This is a genomic window from Chloracidobacterium sp., assembly GCA_016720705.1.
GTDB lineage: Bacteria > Acidobacteriota > Blastocatellia > Pyrinomonadales > Pyrinomonadaceae > OLB17.
In genome coordinates, this window is sequence record JADKKB010000007.1 from 2,293,461 (window position 1) to 2,312,631 (window position 19,171).

Sequence of the window (19,171 nt, forward strand, 5' to 3'; positions counted from 1 at the left end):
AGGAGAAATTGATGCTAGCTAGAATCTCGACAGTTTTGTTTACGGCCACGATATTGCTGGCCATTTGTACGTTGGCGGCACTCGGCCAGGACCTCGATGACGTAACCGTTAGCGGCCGTGTCACTGATTCGAACGGCCTGGCGGTCGTAGGTGCTACGGTTGCGGTCACGCTCGGTGAAACCGGCGTTGCACGAACTATTATCACTGACGATGACGGGCGATACCGCTTTTTGAAGCTCAAGCCCGGCACGTACAAGATCAAGGTCACTGCCGACGGATTTGGTCCTCAAGAGACTCCGGACATCGCTACGATATCAGCACAAAATGTGGCTAAGGACTTTACTCTCCGCCCGGCCGACGTGCGTGCAGAGCAAGTCGTAACGGTGACCGAAGACAGCGGTCCGCCGGTCGACACTACGCGAACGATAGTCGGCGGCACGATTGCCGAACGTGAGATCGAAGAGATACCTAATACATCACGCAACCCGCTCGATCTCGTACTTACATTGGGCGGCACGTCCGAGGAGCAACTCTCGACCAGTGGCCTCGCCGAGGACCGGGGAGCCAACCCGAGTTCGGCGCCGCTTGAGCAGGGCAATTTCTCGATTTCAGGCGGAACGGCGTATTCAAACAATATTACGATCGACGGCCTTGATAATAACGACGACCGTTCGTCACGTGACCGCTTTCAGCCTTCGCTCGAGGCGATCGCTGAGGTCCAGGTCATCTCTAATCAGTTTTCGGCTGAATACGGTCGAGCATCGGGCGGCCGCGTTAATCTTAGAACGCGTGCCGGCGGCAAGAGACTTCGCGGACGAGCATTTTTCTTTTACCGCGATGATGCTCTGAACGCCAACAGTTGGTACAACAACAGCCGTGCGATCCCCCGGCCTGACCTACGCGAGATGGTGCCGGGATTTTCGCTTAGCGGCCCGGTCTTTATTCCTAAGTTATACAATGGCAAGGCTCGAACGTTTTTTGCAACAACATACGAATTTACGAAGCTCGACGACACGACACTGATCGATACGTATATACCGGTCATTGCGAATCCGCGTTATACGCTACCGACGCCGACCGGCACGACGCAGTTTTGTGACAACGCTTCGCCGCTCGCGTGTACGGCGACGCCGCCGACCGCAGGATTTATGCAGCAGTACTCGGCATTGTATTCGACGCCCAATAAGAATCACGTCTGGACGGCGAGAGTGGACCATCGATTGTTCAAAAACAACGATCTTACATTTGCGATCCAATTTGCAAAGCGTACTAACCGCCGCACTAACGGCAGTTCGACGACCCGTTTGGAGAACGCATTTCAGGAAAAGAACAACAATACGATCGCCTATAACATTACGGATAATCACGTTTTCGGTGCGAGAGCGGTAAATCAGTTTAGGGCTCAATGGTCGAAATACCAGCCAAGCTTCCAGACGGCAAGCCCGCTGGATCCGGTGGTATTGGTCGGATTCCGAAGCCCCGTTACCAATGGTGTCCAGACACTGATCGCCGGCAACTCGACGACCAGCACATCCCAGAATTTTGCCGATTCACGAACTGAAACTCGATGGCAGTTTCAGGACTCGCTGACCTACTTATGGAAAAATCACACGTTCAAAATGGGCGTGGATATGCAAGATGTTAACTCGGCTGTATTCGGACTTGGCGATGCTACCGGAACATTTAATTTCGGAAACGTGCTGCAGTATTCGACCAACCAGGTAACGCGTTATCGTCAGAATTTCGGCACCAGGCAAGCCGTTAAGAATCGCTACTACGGATTCTTCTTCAACGACGAATTTAAGCCTTGGTCGAATGTCACGGTCAGTGCGGGCCTTCGCTACGAGCGTGAAACTGCTGTTACGGACAAAAACAATTTTGGCCCCAGACTCGGCGTCGCTTGGGATCCTTTCAAAAAGGGCAAGGGCGTGATCCGATTTGGAACCGGTATTTTCTATAACCGCGTACTGCTCCGCACCGTCGGTGACTCGATCCAGAACAGCGGCGGTACCTTGGTGGCATTTGACTCGAACACCATCGGCACATCAGCGTCGGACAGCAGGCGAACATTTATCCTGAACGCGATCGCCGCGAATTTTCCAAACAGCTACGCGACTGTTGACCAGTTGCGAAACCTTGTGACGACCGTATGTCCGACAGTGCCGTCGCCGCTCGGTCCGTGCAATGCGAATACCGGATTTTCGATCGGCAACCTTTCGTCGGCGGGCAATCCGCTCCGTTCGGTCGACGCCGACCTGAAGATACCGGAGAGCTATCAGTTTAACGTAGGTTTTGAACGTGAAATCTTTAAGGGTTGGGTGTTTGAGGCAAATTACACCTGGAACAAGACGGCCAGACTGTGGCGCGACTCTAACCCGAATGCACCGCGTCTGCCGGCGGGATTTACCGATTGGACACAGTGGCTGTTGGGGAACACATTCGTCCTGACCAACCAGAACGGCACCACGACCCGTACGTACAGTTTCGTCCTCGGGGCAAATAATGACCCGTCCGGCGTTAGCGGCACTTGCAGCTTTACGGCGACGAGTTCGTGTGTGGTCAATCTCAATTCGATCAGCACGTCATCGACCGCTCCGGGAGCGGCCGTCACGGGTACGAACGGCAACTCGACGGGCGGACCGGTCGGCATCGCACTTGCGGCGATCGCTCAGTTTCGCCCCGACCAGACGGTCGAAGAAACGTCGCGGATCGGTTCGCGAGGAAATGCCTTCTATAACGGCATCATACTCGAACTCCGAAGCCGCTACCGCAAACTCGGCGCAGGATTTGGAGCTAATTTCCGCTTTGTTTACACGCTCTCGAGCACAAAGGACGACGGGCTGAATAACACGGCCAATGCTGAGGTCAACGGTGACTTTAGCCGCGAGTGGGCACGCAGCCTGCAGGATCGACGGCATCGGCTAGCTTGGTCTGGTTCGTTCGACACGCCGTATTGGTTTGGCAAGCTTCGGTTCTCGCCGCTGCTTCGCTGGGGCAGTTCGGCACCGTTTAATCTGAGTGGCGGCGGTACGGATCGTAACCTTGACGACGTTAGTACAGATCGTCTCAATTTCAACGGATCACTGAGCGACATTCGTTACAGAGAGCCGGGTTCGCCGGTTCCTACCGCATTACTCGCTCAGTTCTCACTACAGCCGATCGGATCGAAGAGCGGTAATCTGCGGCGCAATGCCGGAACCGGCCCGAATCTATTTACCTTTGACCTGAACGTCACTCGTGAATTCAAGGCCGGCGAGCGGATCCGCATTCGGCCGGTGATCGAGTTTAATAATATTTTCAATGCCTCGGTTTTCTCATACGGAAGTGAGTACATCAATTTCCAGGCATTGAGTGCGACACAGACCCCGACTCAGCAACTCGCACGGGACAATTTTCTTGTACCGACGCGAACATATCGGCAGCGTGACATCCGGCTTGGCGTCAGATTCGATTTCTGATCGATACCTGATCCAACATTTCGACGGGCCGTCTTCGGGCGGCCCATTTTCGTGCTCGGCGATCAATAAAAGTAATGACTTCACCAATCGAAATATGTTAGATTTGAGTGTTGAACAATTTTGTTCATACCTGCCGTATGAGAGAGATCGCCGAAAATACAGCCACACCATTTACTGAAACATCGATCGAGTCAGTGCTTCTCGACGCAGACCTCTTTGTAAAATACAGTTCGCCGGAAAAGGCGTTCGAACTGCTCCGCACCTCGCTCGAGCGCAGTCCGCGCTCGATCAGCTTGCGCGAAAAAATGCGCGATATTTGCGTGAAGCAGCGGAATCTCAATGAAGCGGCCCGCCAGTGCCTTGCTCTGGTCAGTCTCTATATCGCACGCGAAGATTTTGACGTTGCCTACGATCGATTGCAGGAGGCCAAACTGCTCGATCCGCGAATATCGGTTGCACCGGGCCTCGAGGCGATCCGCCGTGCACGCCGTCCGGAATTTGCCGCTGGCCGTGATAAGTCGCCGCAGAAGGTGCGCACCGATGTCACATTTGCCGGCAATCTCGCGTTTGTGAGCATTTTTGACGCAGTTCAGGTGATCGAAAACTCCAAAATGACCGGACTCTTGGTCATCAAGTCCGACCTGTATCTGGCAAATGTCGCGTTCAACGACGGCAAGATAGTCGACGCCGAGTGTAATGGCAAGAACGGTGCTTTGGCATTTCGCGACATTATCGAGATCAACGGCGGGACGTTTGAATTTTCGGTTTCCGAAACGCCTTTCCCGATCTTGATCGCTGTCAGCAGCAACACCAACTTTATGCTCGATGTTTTGACTGAACTTGATCACGAACGTGCGGAGAAACAGGGCCTCAGAAACGTGGCAGACGAGCAGTTGTAAACCCGGTCTTTCGTCAAAATCTCTACATTCTTTTAGTTGACACAAAGGCTCAAATACAACAAAATATAGTGCTTCCCCAAAATGCGAGCACTATAGGATGTTTAAGCTTCAGCGCCTGGAAATATCGGGCTTCAAATCATTTGCCGACCACACTGAGATCGTCTTCACCGGAAGCGGCATAACTGCGGTCGTCGGGCCTAATGGCTGCGGTAAATCGAACGTTTCGGACGCGATGTCGTGGGTTCTCGGTGAACAGCGTGCCAAGAGTCTTCGCGGGGGCGAGATGAAGGACGTCGTCTTTGCCGGAACCAAAACCCGAAAGCCGGGCGGGATGGCTGAGGTCGTCCTGCATATGGTCCGGGACAATACGGTCTTTGACATTGAAGAAAGCGAACTCGAGGACATCGACGAAGCTCTTAGCGGGATCGATGAGGCGGCCGTAGATATGGACGCGATCGAGGGCATCGATGCCGACGAGGTGGTCGAGGCCGCTGACTTAGTCGCCGCCGAAGTCGACAATGGTGGATCGGTTTCTGAGTTTTCGGCCGGAGCACCGGACGAAGGCGGTGTCGAGATCGAGACGGTTCAGGCGGCGCAGGTCGGTTCGATCCGCACGGTCGAGACCAAGGTCAAATCGAAACGCCATTGGCGTCCGCGCTCTTTCGCACTCGATTTTGCACCCGGCGAGGCAGTTTCGGTCACGCGTCGGCTCTACCTTTCAGGTGAGAGCGAATATCAACTGAACGGCAGGACCTGCCGCTTACGTGATATCACGGACCTATTTGCGGGCACCGGACTTTCAGGCGCACATTACGCGATCATCGAACAGGGACGCATCGGCCAGATACTCTCTGCCAAGCCCGCCGATCGCCGAAATTTGATCGAAGAAGCTGCGGGCATTTCAAAATTCCGGTCTCGCCAGCGGGCGGCCGAATCGCGGCTCGATACGGCCAAGAACAATCTCGGGCGCATCTCTGACATCGTTTCGGAGATCGATAAACAGGTCAATTCACTTCGACGACAAGCGGCTAAGACACGTCGTTTTAAGATACTTCAAGAAGAATTTCGTGTGCTATTGCGGCAGCTATTTGCTGCTGAAGGCAAACACCTTTCAGAACTGTCGGAAACTCTCAAGATTGAACTTGCCGGAGCAATCGCTACCGAGACAGATCTCGGCCTGCAGGTCACTGCCAAGGAAGAAGCAGTGCGTGAGTCGACGCAAAATGCTCGAAATGCCGAAGAGAGCCTTGCGGAGCTTCGCAAGTTCCACTCCGACAACGCTCTCGAGCGTGACCGTGCCGAGCGCGAACACATTTACAGATCCGAACAACTGGTCAATCTCAATAATCGGTCGGAGGTGTTACGCGGAGAAATAGCGTCGAGCAAGGAGCGTCTCGAAACCCTCGCCGGCGAACTCGAACGCCTGCAGAAAGATGATCGGGCCGAGGCCGAATCATTTGGCAAAGCCGATTCCGATCTCAAGGCCGCCGAAGAAGAATATGGCCGTGAGGCGGCGGCACTCCAGACGATCGAGACTGCGATGGAGACCGTTCGAGCCGAATTGATGCAGCATACAGCGGCGGCCGAGCGTTTCGACGAGATCGGCCGTCAACTTGAGATCAATCTGGAAAAACTCTCGATGCGGGTCGAGGGGCTGAGATCGGAAGGCGAACGGGCGGCAGTGAATTTTGCCGAACACGAAAAGCAGGCCGCCGAACTCGCGTCAACGCTGGCCGCCGAAGAGATCAAGTTACAGGGCCTGACGGTAGAAAAGGAAGCATTGCTGGCCCGGACGAACGACGCACGAGCAGTTTTGCGTGATGCAGAGAGCGATCTCGATCGATTGTCAGACGAATATTCGGCCAAAAAGCACCGCCTCGCAACGCTTAACGAACTCGAGGAAAAGCGGGCTGTCTATACGCCGCAGGTGCAGAAGCTATTTGCTGAGCAGGAGTCGATCGGCGTTAAACTCGGCGGCGTACTCGCGGACCGCCTAAAGGTCGCGGCCCGTGCGGAACGTGCGATCGAGACGCTTTTTGGGCCGTATCTCGAGGCGGTTATCGTGGATTCGCTCGAGGACGCTCGCCGATTGGCAACGTGGCTCAAGGACAATGATATCGGCCGAACGGCAATGCTGATCGCTCCGAAAGGGAATGGATCAGCATCGAAAGGCCGAGCCGCGGTCCCCGGTTCGATCGAAGATCACCTTGGTATTTCGGCCGAATTTGCCGATACCCTCCGTGAGGTATTTCCCCGTGAAATGTCCGCAACGCTCGTCGAAGACCTATCGGCGGGTGCGGCCATCGCCGGCGAGATCCAGATAAATTTTGAAGGCGAAGTGCTCTTGGGCGGCCGTATGTTTATCGGCGGCAAGCAGGGCTCGGATGGTAAGAATGAGTCGCTGCTTGCGTTCAAGCGTGAACTGAACGACCTAGGTGCCGCCGTAGCAAAACTTTTATCCGAGATCGACACAGCACGAGGCGGGGTAGAAAAGGCCCGTGATGTACTGGTCGAGTTTGAAAGCAAGACGGTCGATCTTCAGTCATTGATGATCAAGGTCGATCGCGGGATTCACGGACTGCAGATCCAGGTGCGTGCTGCCCGCGAAGAGATCGAGCGTTCTGAGCGTCACCGCAAAGTGGTTGAGGACGAAACCGGCCAAACTCAGTCCGAGCTTGTCGAACTGGGCCAAAGGATCACTGACGCTGCCCAGAATCGAGATGCAGCAGAGAAGGCGCGCGTTGAAGCTTCGGAACGCCTTGACGGTATCGCCAACGGGCTAAGCTCCGCTCGCGAGAGTGTCGAGGCGGCCAACTTAAAGCTCAATGACAAGCGAATGACCGCTGCCACGTCTGGCGAACGCCGGCGTTCGGCCCAATCGGCACTACGGCGCGTCGAGAACGAAGGCCGCGAGATCGAATCACGACTTGCTTTTCAGGAACTCGAGATCGGTGAGGCCGACGGTAAGATCAAACTGCTTCACACGGCGATCACTGAGATCACAGACCGCATTGCGGCCGCATCGACCGATATCGCGGGCGAGCGAGATGCCCTAACGGCCGCGATCAACGCACTTGCGGCGGCTCGCGAGAATGCCGACCGTATGAGTGAGAACCTCGCTCAGCTAAACCGTGCTGCCTCGGACGCCCTCAATCGCCGGGCTGAGATCGAGGTGCGTCAGGCGGAGACGATCACAGAATTAAAGAACGTAGGCGAAAATTGCGAACACGAACTTAATCTGCCGCTCGAGCAACTCGTGGCAGAGGTCGAATTTGATGTAGATTTTGATCTAAATGACGCCCGCCGCGAGACCGAGAGCCTCCGCCAACGCCTCGATTCCTTTGGAGCGATCAATATGCTTGCGCTTGAGGAACTCGGTGAAGCCGAGGAGCGTTGGCAATTTTTGACGACCCAGCGGCAGGATATCATCGATAGTATAGCGACGACCGAAGAAGCTCTGCGAGAGATCAAGCAGCGTTCCCGTGAGAAATTCCGTTCGGCGTTTGACGCGATCAACGCCCATTTCGTCGAATTTTTCCAGGAGCTATTTGGCGGTGGCCGCGGCGAGATGACGCTGCTCGAATCCGAAGATATTCTCGAGGCCGGCATCGAGGTCGTCGCCCAACCGCCGGGCAAACGCTTGCAGAATATACTTTTGCTCTCCGGCGGTGAAAAGGCTATGACGGCGATCGCACTGGTAATGGCGATATTCAAGTACCGGCCATCGCCTTTCTGTCTGCTCGATGAGGTGGACGCTCCGCTCGATGACGCCAACGTCGGCCGATTCGTCAATAAGATCGCCGAAATGTCCGAAAAGACGCAGTTCATCGTCATCACTCATAACAAGCGGACGATGGAGGCCGCCAGAGCTCTCTACGGCGTAACCATGCAGGAAGCAGGCGTGTCGAAGGTCGTTTCGGTCAAGTTTGAATAGCACGTGCCAACCGATCCGGTATTTGCCACATCAAAACTCCCGATACTTTGTGCGCTAGCGGTTCTGACAACGATGGATCTCCGAAAAAAAATAGCGGTTTTGTGTTACGTTGTATTGGCTGTGGTTGCTGTCTCGGCCCAGGTCAAAAAGACGCCACGGCCCGGAACACCGCCGCCGATCGCTCGATCGACTCCACAACCGACACCCGAACCAACTCCTGAGAAGAAGAACGGCCGCCCCGATCCCAGCGTTAAATCTGGCGATAAGGCCAAACCGACGTTCGTCCCAACTCATATATTCAAATTTGAAAGACCCGGATTCCTGACGTCAAAGATAGTCATTGAGCACGACGACAGCGGTAAAGGCACGATCGCGTTTCTCAAAAAGGATTTTGACGAAACGATGACCGACCCGATCCAATTGTCCGAAAAGACCATCGATGGCCTCAAGCAGGCTTTTGAACGCTTGCACTTTCTCGATTCGACCGAGTCGTATCAATATGAAAAAGAACTTGCCAATATGGGCTCTAACGAGATCACGCTGAGACTAGACGGACGCGAGCGGACCGTCAAATACAATTGGACCGAGAATAAGGACGCTAAGTTTTTGATGGATGAATACAGGCGGATCGCCAACGAGTACGTCTGGAAATTTGATATGGTGGTCACACGCGAAAATCAGCCGCTTGAGGCTCCGCGGATGATAGGCACACTCGACACGTATCTGCGCCTCGGTGAGATCTCCGATCCGCCGCACCTTTTGGCGTTCATCAAGGAGATAAGCGAAGATGAACGCCTGCCGCTGATCGCCCGCAACCACGCCGCACGTCTGATTAAACAGATCGAGAAAGTTAAGAAGTAGACGGTCACACAATATTCAATCACATCGTTAGTTGCCGATTTACTTCGGAGTGATCGTGCCGTCGTCGGCGATCTTTGGTGCGTTTGTGCCAAAGTCGGCAATCGAGAGATTTCGTACGGTGCGGATCGAAGTGCCGTTCTTATCAAGTGTCGGAATGCCCTTGCCTTCGAGAGTAGCGGCGTTGATTTTGCCACTTATAAAACTCCCATCCGCGCCCAGGTTCACCTCGAGCACCATGGTCAATGCAGTTTCAGCGGCGAGCCGAAACCAGCCATAGGTCGCAAAATTGCCGAGCGAATATGCGATCAAACGGTCTTTGTAGAGTTCCATCCCGCGCATAACGTGCGGACCGTGACCGAGTACCAGATCTGCACCCGCATCAATAACAGTATGTGAGAATGCCGGCAGATTGCCGCGGTTTTCGCCTAAGAAAAGTTCGTTGCGGTTGGGCACATTCTGTCGGTCGGTGCCCTCGGCACCACCGTGAAACGAAATAATGACAATGTCCGCCTTTTTCTTGGCTTCGAGCACCAGTTGGCGTGCTCCGGCAAGGTCATTGATGCTCGGCATACCATTGTTGTGGCCGAATCCGATGACAGCGATGCGCTTGCCTTTAGCTTCGAGAAACGCCGTCGTTGCATGCGGGTCGAGGCTGCCGGCATACTTTATGCCCTGTTCATCCAGAACTTTTTGTGTGCTGATGCGTCCGGCCAGTCCAAAATCGCCGGCGTGATTATTGGCGACGCTCATTACGTCGAAACCGGCTTCTTTTAGATATTTGCCGTATCGGGTAGGCACGCGAAATGCAAAGCACTGCGTCGATCCGGGTCGGCATTTAGCCGACACACCGGTGTCGATCATCGGGCCCTCGAGGTTGCCGAAAGCGATATCGGCCGCAGACAGTATCGGCGTCACTTCTTTCAGCAGATCGGCACCATCATTCGGCGGCATCCGGCTTTCGTTCGGAAACGGGGACGCCATCATAATGTCGCCGACGGCCGCGATCGTGATCGGTTCCTTGTTGGTCGGCGGCGTTGGCTCCGGGGCTGCGACAGTCGCCTTCGGAGGCTCTTCACTGTTGACGATCTTTGGCTGGCAGGCCAAGGTTATAAATATCGCGATCGATGACGCCAGCGTCACCAACATCAGTTTCGGGTAGGTCATAATTAACATTCTAAAGATCGTAGCCATTCCTATTGTTCGCCGATAACAGTTCAGCCCGCCGCCGACGTTTCGTCGTCTGCTGAGCCCAGAGTTTCCTCTATCAACTTGGTCTGCTCGAGATTGTGGATCGCGTAGGAACCGGTCGCCGGCGATGCCGATGCCGCACGGCCAACATATTGGAGTGTGACGCCCACCGGAAGGATGCTTCGAAAACGCGGCTCGACAAAACTCCACCCGCCCATATTTTTCGGTTCTTCCTGAGTCCAGACGAACTCTTTCACATTTGGGTACGAGGCGATCACTTCAGCAAGCCTTGTGGCCGGGAACGGATAGAACTGCTCGAGCCTAATGATTGCGACATCCGGGTTGCCGGCGGCCGAACGTGCGTGATCCAGGTCATAGAAGACCTTGCCGCTACATATTGAGATACGTCGTACTTTAGAACGATCAGTGATCGACGCGTCATCGATCACCGAATGGAAACCGCCCGACTCAAGCTCGGACATTTCTGAAGTCGCCGCGGGTAAGCGCAAAAGACTCTTCGGCGTCATTACGATCAACGGCCGAACGATGTCCTGCCTGACCTGCCGCCGCAATAAGTGGAAATATTGAGCAGGTGTCGTTGGGTAACAAACCTGCATATTGTTTTCTGCACATAACTGAAGATATCGTTCGAGCCGTGCCGACGAGTGCTCGGGCCCCTGGCCTTCGAACCCGTGCGGCAAAAGCATTACCAACGGCGAATGCTGCTGCCATTTGTCCTCTGAGGATGAAATGTACTGGTCGATCATGATCTGTGCCCCGTTTGAAAAGTCACCGAACTGAGCTTCCCACGCGACGAGATGATTTTGCGACAAAACCGAATAGCCGTATTCGAAACCCAGCACGCCATACTCCGACAGCGAACTGTCGAATATATACGCACGTGCATTTGGGTCGGTGACGCTGCGGAGTTCGTTGAGCGGAGCCCAACGGTCGCCGGTCATCGTGTCGTACATATTGGCGTGCCGTTGCGAAAACGTGCCGCGGCCGGAATCCTGACCGCTGAACCGAACAGAAGAGCCCTCGAGCACTAGCGAGCCGATCGCCATCAGTTCGCCAAATGCCCAGTCCATCGGCACCTCGCCCTCGCCCATTTTGGCACGGCGGGCAAGTTGGCCGACCATTTTCGGGTTGACGCTAAAGCCTTCGGGGACGAGCGAGATCTTGTCGGCAACGGTCTTTAGCACCTCGGCAGCAACGCCCGTTTCGAGCACGTTTGAACCGTCATCATCGACGGGCGGCGGGGCGAGCGTGGCTTTTGCCGGCTTTTCGGCAGCGATATTCTTAGCCCGAGCCAGAACGCCCTCGTATTTTTCGACGACCTTTCCGGTCATTTCCGTCAGATCGTCATCGGTGATCACGCCTTCGCGGATAAGCTGTTGAGCATACAGATGACGTGTACCCGGATGAGCTTTCACGCGGGCATACATCACCGGTTGCGTGTAACTCGGCTCGTCGCCTTCGTTATGGCCGAGACGCCGAAACCCGATCAGGTCGAGCACGACGTCGAGGTTAAATTCGCGGCGATAGTCGAGGGCGATCTGGATCACACGGTATGCAGCCTCGGGGGCATCAGCATTAATGTGAAAGACCGGCGTTTGCGTAACGTGAGCCGCATCCGTCGAATAGACGGAACTTCGGCTTAGTCCGGGCGACGTCGTAAATCCGATCTGATTATTGATGACCAGGTGGATCGTGCCGCCGGTCCGATAGCCCGGTAGGCTGGCGAGTTGGAGCGTTTCCATTACGACGCCCTGACCGGCAAATGCGGCATCGCCGTGCAGCAGTAACGGCATAACCATATCGTGAGTCTCTTCACGCGTACGGCCGGATCCCTCGTACAGTTTGTCCTGGCGTGCCCGGGCCATTCCCTCCACGACCGGATCGACGGTCTCGAGGTGGCTCGGATTACACGAAAGCTGGATATGAAGATCACGGCCGGCCTTGGTCTTTCTGAGCCCAACTGCGCCCTGGTGATACTTAACGTCGCCTTCGTCGGCGGGGAAGTCGGGATGCGATGTTCCCTCAAATACGGTGAAAATACGCTCGGCCATATCGCCCGTATCCGGGTCGCCGACGATATTGGCAAGCACGTTGAGGCGTCCGCGATGGGCCATTCCCATATAGATCTCATCGACGCCGCGGGCTGACGCACCCTCGATCAGTTGATCGAGCATCGGTATAACAGTCTCGCAACCCTCAAGCGAAAAGCGCTTTTGTCCAAGATATTTTTTATGCAGAAACTGCTCGAACTGCTCGGCCTCGATAAGCTTTTGGAGCAATTCCTTTTTGGTCTCGGCGGAGAGTGGTTTGGTGTCGACAAATTTCTCGCGAACCTGACGGCGGATCCAGTCCTTCTGCTCGTCACTCCTGAGGTGGCGATATTCGACGCCCACCTTGCCGCAATACGCTCGGCGAAGTATGTCCAAAATGCGGCGAAGTGTCGCGGTTTGCTCACCGTGCAGACCACCGGTAATAAATTCGCGGTCGAGGTCCCATATCGTCAGGCCGAAATTTTCGAGGTCCAATTCCGGCGTGTAATGGGTTGTCATATTTAGCGGATCGACGTCAGCCAACATATGGCCGCGGACCCGATAGTCATTGATCAACTGCAACACGTTCGCCTGTTTCTCGACCTTTGCCTGTTCGCCGCCGAATAGCGATGGGTTATAGTCATCGACCCAGCGGAGCGGCGGAAAACGGATCTCGAAATCCGCAAAGATCTCGTCGTAAAATCCGTGCTGTCCTTTCAGATACTCGTTGATCCGAGCCAGGAACATACCGCTCTCGGCACCCTGTATGACACGGTGGTCATAGGTATTAGTGATCGTGACCGTCTTGCTGATGCCCAGTGCCGAGATCGTCCCCGCGGTCATCGCCTGGTACTCCGGCGGATGCTCGATCGCACCGGTCGCGATGATCGCACTCTGCCCTGACATCAGTCGCGGATTGGATGCGGCGGTGCCGATCGTGCCGGGATTGGTCAGGGAGATTGTCGTTCCCTGAAAATCAGCGATCTCGAGTTTACCGTCACGAGCCTTTTTGACCTGAGCGTTGTAGGCTGCATAAAAAGCGGTGAAGCTCATCTTATCGGCGCCCTTGATATTGGGTACGAGCAAAGTGCGTGAGCCGTCCTTTTTCTCGATGTCGATAGCGATCCCGAGGTTTACATCCTGATGTTCTAGGCGCGAAGCGATGCCATCGACCATTCCAAAACCGACATTCATATTCGGATATGATTTGATCGCCGAGACTATCGCCCAAGCGATGATGTGTGTAAACGAGACCTTACCTCGCAACCCTGTCGAAAGATGGTCATTGATGATACGGCGATTCTCCTCGAGGATCTTGACCGGGATCGTGCGAAAACTCGTCGCCGTTGGAACGGTCAGACTGCTCTCCATATTTTCGACGATCTTTTTAGCTGGACCAGTAATGGCGCGAGTCGTGGTATCCGCTGAGAGCGGCACGACAACCGGCGGTTTTGGGGTTGTGGCCACCTCAGCGATCGGAGCCGCGACAACGCTTGGTTTTGGTGCGGCAGAAGCGGCATCGGCTGGAGTTTTACCATTCAGCAGATCGCCGAAATAGTCTTGCCACGCATCGTCAACTAGCTTCGGATCACTCCGATATCGTTCCAAAAGGCCTTCGACATACGTTGCGTTCGAACCAAAATTCTCTTGTATAAATGTAGATAGATCGTTATTTTCCTTCACGGTATTATCACTTTCCTTGCAAAAAATAGCCTAACTTTCAAGTCTATCGCAATTGGGCCGAAAAATGTAGTTTCTCTTATTTTCGGAGGGCGGCAGGTATAGGATTGCGAATCAGCATTGATATTTTGATCGGCACGACACGCTTAAAAGTCATTCCAAACTTTCTAAACCGGCCAAACACGAACACCGTGCCCGTTATTTTCCACTGATCTTTTGACGAGACGAACTCCCGGTAGGCAGCCTTTGCCAGGTTAAAGGTTCCAACCTTTAGCCGGATCGGCGCCGGAAGTTTGATGCGTTGGTCTTTAGAAAATGAAAAAGATTGCCGATACTCATCCGCTTCGACGCTGATACCATTGACGCTGAGATCGTTGAAGGTGAGAAAGTCGACAGTTCCACTCTGGGCAAGGGCGATGAAGGTGCCGTCGACGTCGACTGTTACGCCGCTTAGTCCAACATCTACGACGGTCGGCGTGCTGACAGTGACCGCGGCGTCCAGGCCGTCGGCTTCTTGCGACTCTGCACCGCCATCCACATTTACCTTTGCAATATGAACCTTGTATCCGCGTATCTTTTTGGGGAACTCCTGCGCAGGCACGACTAGCGTGAACGCAAATAATGCGAACGTCACGGAAATTGCCAAAAGGTATCGGCGGGGCATCATTTTGCTGATGAGCGTGATCTGGTGCGAGTGGGCTTGGGGTTGTCGGCCGCGGCCGATACGTCGCTTTCGGGTGCCTCACTGCCGTTCGACGCGGTGTCGAGATCTTGTTTTATACCGTCGAGAATACCGTTGATAAACTGGGTGGCCTCATAGGTCGAAAACCGTCGGGCGATCTCGAGAGCTTCATTAATAACGACCGTGTGAGGCGTGTCGGTATAGAGAAATTCAAACACGGCCAAACGCAGAACATTTCGGTCAACGATCGCCATTCGCTCGATGCGCCAGTGCTCGGCACGCGTTCGGATGCGGTCATCGATCGCTTCCAGGTTGTCGATCGTTCCTAATGCCAATTTGTCGGCAAAGGTTCGTGCAGGCGTAACTGCCACGATCATTTCGTCGATCGACGGCAGCGTTTTAGCAGAAAGGCCGTTTAGAACTATTTCGACCTTAGCGGAAAGATCCTTGATCTCACGGTGTTCATCCTTGAAGAAATTGGTTCTGTCCAATGTCTCAATATGAGTAAAATCGATGACAAGTCGTTCAAAGTTGGTTCTGATGTTTTCAACGACCACCTTTACGTCTTCCGAATCCGGCGCGTCGTTATTGGCGATCGAGTCCCGAAGCTTGCCGTAAGTCTTTCGCAAAAGGCTGTTCAGATTGTCCAGATATTTGAGTTTTGTTGCCCGTGAGCTCTCGCGATCAAGATTGTCCGCACGCCTGAGCAATATTCGGATCTGGTCAAACAGTTTTCCGAGATCGTCGGCACCGGTCGTGACCTTTCTGAGCAGGTCATTTGCACCTTTGTGAAATTGCTCCAACCCGAGCTCTGCCCAATAATCACCGGAGGTAAAGCGAACCTGCCGGACCAGATCATACGCAAATAGCATATGCAGCGAACATTCGCGGGCTTTATGTCGGGTTCCCGAACTCTTTTCAACTTTTTCAAACGACATTCGGAATCACCTTATCTTCGGTAGCAAACATCTGTTCGCGACCGGCAAACTCGCGGCTTAGTTCTGCCATCTCGATCGCCGAGAGGGCAGCTTCGTAACCTTTATTATCTTCTTTTTTGCCCGAACGAGCGACCGCCTGTTCGGTATTGTCGGCTGTTATAACGCCAAAGAGAACCGGGATGCCTGTGTTGAGAGCGGCCTGCATAATGCCGGCTGCGGCCTGTCCGGCTACGTAATCAAAATGTGGTGTGTCGCCCCGAATGACCACCCCAAGAGCGATCACCGCGTCAAAGTCGCCTGATTCTGCGGCCATCTGACACGCCATCGGCAACTCAAAGGCTCCGGGCACCCAAAAAGTTTCAACGTCACCCATATCAGCTCCCGCGCCGCTGAGGGCCTCAATCGCCCCTTCGGCGAGCCTTGAGGTGAGTTCGTGATTCCATCGGCTGACGACTATCGCAAAGCGGCGGCCGGCGGCGGTGAATGGTGCTCGTTTAAGTTCCGTTTTCAATTTGTGTTACCCAAATGCGACAATTCCGCATACTAGAGTATAGAGAACGCTATACGAGATTGCCAAGATAGAACGCGGACTTTTGCTTTTAGCCCCGATTCACCGAATAATAGCCCAAGAAAATGTCGCGCCACATCATCGAAACCGAAGAAACGCTGATCATCGAAACGCCCGAGCGTGTACCGCTCGAGTTTGCCCTGGCGTCGATCGGTAACCGATTCTTGGCGGTGGCTATCGATCATTTCATTCAATATTTATCGATTTTTATTGTCGCTTGGGTTCTGTTCGCTCTGGCCGGGATGAGTGCGAGCGATGTCGTCGATTCACCGGACAAGATGTTCAGCGAGATGCCCAAGTGGACGATCGCGATCACAATACTCGGCCTTTTTCTGATATTTGCCGGTTATTTTATCTTTTTTGAGTGGTTGTTAAATGGCCAGACGCCGGGCAAAAAGCTTATGAAGCTTCGCGTGATCCGTGAGGATGGCCGCCCCATCACACTATGGGAGGCGATCGCCCGTAACCTTTTGCGGATCGGCGATGCCGTGCCGGGCTTTATCATTCCGGTTTATTCGATCGGGCTGATCACGATCTTTTTGAGCAATCGCGATCAGCGCCTCGGTGATATCTTTGCCGGGACGGTCGTTATCCGCGAGCGTGCGGACGAAGCACCGACATTTGCACAGACATTCTCAAATCCGGTCAGCGATACGGCATTTAGCCGCGTGCAGAAACGACTGGAGTTTCAGGCCGACATCGACCTGGTGAGCGAAGTCGAGATCGAGGTTGTCGAGAGCTTTCTGCGCCGCCGCTGGGACCTCACCGACAAGCAGCGTATCTGGATGGCGTGGCGTGTAGCACTGCCGCTGATGTATAAGCTCAAGCCGAATTACGACATCACTGAATTTACATACGAGGGATTTCTCGAGGAACTGCTCCACCGTTACCACGCAAGACGGAAATTTCTAAACTAGAGTTTGGTTAATACCAGAGTTTTTGTAATAATTTTGCACGTCGTCCGTGTAAATCGATTTCCTGCCGCGGGTCGCTTAATACCAACGTGAAACGAAATATTTTAATAACCGGTGGTGCCGGATTTATTGGCTCGCATCTGGTCGACCGTCTGCTCGCGGAAGGCGATTGGAAAATTACTGTCGTTGATGACTTTAACGGCTTTTACTCGCCGGACATCAAGCGGGCGAACATAGCTGAGCATCTTGGGCGTGCAAATTACCGAATGGTCGAGGCTGATATTCGCGATGCCGCCGCACTTGCGGAGGTTTTTTCCGAAAGTGTGTTTGACGTCATCGTTCACCTCGCCGCGAGGGCGGGAGTGCGTCCGTCCCTGGCCGAACCTAAGCTGTATGCCGAGACCAATATAAACGGTACGCTCAACCTGCTGGAACTCGCTCGTGTCCACAGCGTAAAACAATTTGTATTTGCTTCGTCGTCGAGCGTTTACGGCATCAATTGCAAAATGCCGTTTGCAGAGGACGACCGAATTCATCAGCCTATCTCGCCATACGCCGCGACCAAGGCGGCGGGCGAATTGCTCTGTCATACGTATTCACATTTGCACGATATACGAACTGTCTGCCTCCGGTTTTTTACCGTATATGGTGCACGGCAACGCCCTGACCTCGCGATCCATAAATTTGCCAAGCTGATCTCTGACGGCAGGCCGATCCAGATGTTTGGCGATGGCACCACACGGCGTGATTACACATATATCGACGACATCATACAGGGCGTCCGGGCGTCGATCGACTATGACGCCTCGATGCACGAAGTCTTTAACCTCGGCGAATCGCAAACTATTGAGCTGAAGGAACTTATTGCGTTAATTGAAAGGGCACTCGACACCAAGGCCGTCATCGACCATCAGCCAATGCAGCCCGGCGACGTGCCCTGTACATACGCCGATATTTCAAAAGCCCGTGAACTGCTCGCCTACAACCCAACGACCAAGATCGCCGACGGCATACCAAAATTTGTTGAATGGTTTTGTGGGACGAAATAGCAAGATCTGTATTTGGGTCGACGTATAGCTGACTACATTCAGTGTCGGTCCTCAACGATCTTTGAAGTTTACTGTCGGAAATGTGCAACATCAATCGCCTGCAACTCAGAACACGTGCCGGTCGTGGCTGGCCGCAACTTGCTAACTCCATCCAAAAACTCGCTTCATCGAGGGCAACAGCCAGTGGGTAGCAACAACGCTGTGAAAAAACTGTTCGTGCTCTACCTCAACCCGTGCCATATCGAGGAGGTCAGCGACGCAATCGTCCATTCCTAATTCATCCGCAAATTTTGCGGCGTCCTCGTACTCGACCGAGTTCTGGCTTTCGAGACGGCCGGCGAAATACATCGGCATAAACCACCCCGAGAGGAAGCAGGTCGCTCCAAGCGTGCGGCCGATCGTCCAGAATATCTTTTCTCGTAAAGGTCTTGGGTTGGCACCGAGCTTATCAAGCCATTCGGCAACACGTCCGCGATGATCCCATTCCTCGGCCTCGATCTCACGAATGCGGTCTTTCTCGCGCGAGTCCTTCAGCGATTTCCAATGCCCGCGATATGCATATGCTGCCGCACACTCACCGGCGTGAGCGTTTTGCAGAATGCGGATAAGGCTCGCTCGAGCATTTACCGGCATTATTGGTTCGCGGCGGGCGAAACCGTCTTGTCGTAAGCGGCAAGCAGATCAGTCACAAGAATGCCGTTGATCGTCATACCGTCGATGTTGGTGTCGTCGATCGAAACGTTGCTGAGATCGGCGTTTGCGATCTTTGAGTTTGCAAAAGATACGTCTGCGAAATCAACATTTTGCATATTCACATCACTGAAATGCGACCCGCTGAGATCGACATCATTAAATGTTGCTCCAGCAAGAGAAACGTCCGCAAAAGTGGCTCTCTCGAGCGAGGTGTGTTCGAATTTCGGTGTTTCTGACATATTTGGTCCTCCGGGTT

The 19,171-nt window shown here is 54.0% G+C and carries 13 protein-coding genes; 6 read left to right on the forward strand and 7 right to left on the reverse strand.

The window, feature by feature from the left end; all coding sequences use genetic code 11:
• Positions 1 to 11: 11 nt before the first annotated feature.
• From IPQ00_17195 to IPQ00_17210, 4 genes are all read left to right on the forward strand, one after another.
• Entirely contained in the window at positions 12 to 3,458 is a 3,447-nt protein-coding gene (locus IPQ00_17195; protein MBL0242303.1) for a TonB-dependent receptor, read from the forward strand.
• A gap of 137 nt (positions 3,459 to 3,595) precedes the next feature.
• Positions 3,596 to 4,357 (forward strand): DUF4388 domain-containing protein, encoded by a 762-nt coding sequence (locus IPQ00_17200; GenBank protein MBL0242304.1) that lies wholly within the window; start codon positions 3,596 to 3,598, stop codon positions 4,355 to 4,357.
• 97 nt (positions 4,358 to 4,454) lie between these two features.
• The gene (gene smc, locus IPQ00_17205) at positions 4,455 to 8,291 is read left to right on the forward strand and encodes a chromosome segregation protein SMC (GenBank protein MBL0242305.1); all 3,837 of its coding nucleotides are present in this window, start codon (positions 4,455 to 4,457) and stop codon (positions 8,289 to 8,291) included.
• A gap of 72 nt (positions 8,292 to 8,363) precedes the next feature.
• Positions 8,364 to 9,152, forward strand: coding sequence for a hypothetical protein (locus IPQ00_17210; GenBank protein ID MBL0242306.1), 789 nt, complete (start codon positions 8,364 to 8,366; stop codon positions 9,150 to 9,152).
• A gap of 39 nt (positions 9,153 to 9,191) precedes the next feature.
• On the opposite strand, the gene IPQ00_17215 is transcribed toward IPQ00_17210, so the two are convergent.
• The 5 genes from IPQ00_17215 to IPQ00_17235 form a co-directional block, all read right to left on the reverse strand.
• Positions 9,192 to 10,316 carry a CapA family protein gene (locus IPQ00_17215; protein ID MBL0242307.1) on the reverse strand — a complete coding sequence of 375 codons (1,125 nt, stop codon included), beginning with the start codon at positions 10,314 to 10,316 and terminating at the stop codon, positions 9,192 to 9,194.
• A gap of 50 nt (positions 10,317 to 10,366) precedes the next feature.
• Positions 10,367 to 14,044, reverse strand: coding sequence for a multifunctional oxoglutarate decarboxylase/oxoglutarate dehydrogenase thiamine pyrophosphate-binding subunit/dihydrolipoyllysine-residue succinyltransferase subunit (locus IPQ00_17220; protein ID MBL0242308.1), 3,678 nt, complete (start codon positions 14,042 to 14,044; stop codon positions 10,367 to 10,369).
• Between the two features lie 106 nt (positions 14,045 to 14,150).
• Positions 14,151 to 14,738 (reverse strand): hypothetical protein, encoded by a 588-nt coding sequence (locus IPQ00_17225; protein MBL0242309.1) that lies wholly within the window; start codon positions 14,736 to 14,738, stop codon positions 14,151 to 14,153.
• On the reverse strand, positions 14,735 to 15,130 hold the full coding sequence (nusB, locus tag IPQ00_17230; protein MBL0242310.1) for a transcription antitermination factor NusB: 396 nt from the start codon (positions 15,128 to 15,130) through the stop codon (positions 14,735 to 14,737). Before nusB ends, IPQ00_17225 begins: the two co-directional genes overlap by 4 nt.
• 550 nt (positions 15,131 to 15,680) lie before the next feature.
• Positions 15,681 to 16,202, reverse strand: coding sequence for a 6,7-dimethyl-8-ribityllumazine synthase (locus IPQ00_17235; GenBank protein MBL0242311.1), 522 nt, complete (start codon positions 16,200 to 16,202; stop codon positions 15,681 to 15,683).
• A 122-nt stretch (positions 16,203 to 16,324) separates the two neighbouring features.
• Between IPQ00_17235 and IPQ00_17240 the strand changes: the two genes are divergently transcribed.
• Both IPQ00_17240 and IPQ00_17245 read left to right on the forward strand, forming a co-directional pair.
• Positions 16,325 to 17,176: an RDD family protein gene (locus tag IPQ00_17240; GenBank protein MBL0242312.1), complete on the forward strand. Its 852-nt coding sequence runs from the start codon at positions 16,325 to 16,327 to the stop codon at positions 17,174 to 17,176.
• An 86-nt stretch (positions 17,177 to 17,262) separates the two neighbouring features.
• The gene (locus IPQ00_17245) at positions 17,263 to 18,222 is read left to right on the forward strand and encodes a GDP-mannose 4,6-dehydratase (protein MBL0242313.1); all 960 of its coding nucleotides are present in this window, start codon (positions 17,263 to 17,265) and stop codon (positions 18,220 to 18,222) included.
• Between the two features lie 141 nt (positions 18,223 to 18,363).
• On the opposite strand, the gene IPQ00_17250 is transcribed toward IPQ00_17245, so the two are convergent.
• Together IPQ00_17250 and IPQ00_17255 are read right to left on the reverse strand one after the other, a co-directional pair.
• Positions 18,364 to 18,855: a ferritin-like domain-containing protein gene (locus IPQ00_17250; protein MBL0242314.1), complete on the reverse strand. Its 492-nt coding sequence runs from the start codon at positions 18,853 to 18,855 to the stop codon at positions 18,364 to 18,366.
• A complete protein-coding gene (locus tag IPQ00_17255; protein MBL0242315.1) occupies positions 18,855 to 19,154 on the reverse strand; it encodes a pentapeptide repeat-containing protein in 300 nt (99 codons plus the stop codon). Before IPQ00_17255 ends, IPQ00_17250 begins: the two co-directional genes overlap by 1 nt.
• Between the last annotated feature and the right edge of the window lie 17 nt (positions 19,155 to 19,171).

Bases quoted from the DNA above. Each gene is read 5' to 3' on its own strand.
- IPQ00_17195 (MBL0242303.1), top strand. From the start codon at position 12: ATGCTAGCTAGAATCTCGACAGTTTTGTTTACGGCCACGATATTGCTG.
- IPQ00_17200 (MBL0242304.1), top strand. From the start codon at position 3,596: ATGAGAGAGATCGCCGAAAATACAGCCACACCATTTACTGAAACATCG.
- smc (MBL0242305.1), top strand. From the start codon at position 4,455: ATGTTTAAGCTTCAGCGCCTGGAAATATCGGGCTTCAAATCATTTGCC.
- IPQ00_17210 (MBL0242306.1), top strand. From the start codon at position 8,364: ATGGATCTCCGAAAAAAAATAGCGGTTTTGTGTTACGTTGTATTGGCT.
- IPQ00_17215 (MBL0242307.1), bottom strand. From the start codon at position 10,316: ATGACCTACCCGAAACTGATGTTGGTGACGCTGGCGTCATCGATCGCG.
- IPQ00_17225 (MBL0242309.1), bottom strand. From the start codon at position 14,738: ATGATGCCCCGCCGATACCTTTTGGCAATTTCCGTGACGTTCGCATTA.
- nusB (MBL0242310.1), bottom strand. From the start codon at position 15,130: ATGATCGTGGCAGTTACGCCTGCACGAACCTTTGCCGACAAATTGGCA.
- IPQ00_17240 (MBL0242312.1), top strand. From the start codon at position 16,325: ATGTCGCGCCACATCATCGAAACCGAAGAAACGCTGATCATCGAAACG.
- IPQ00_17250 (MBL0242314.1), bottom strand. From the start codon at position 18,855: ATGCCGGTAAATGCTCGAGCGAGCCTTATCCGCATTCTGCAAAACGCT.
- IPQ00_17255 (MBL0242315.1), bottom strand. From the start codon at position 19,154: ATGTCAGAAACACCGAAATTCGAACACACCTCGCTCGAGAGAGCCACT.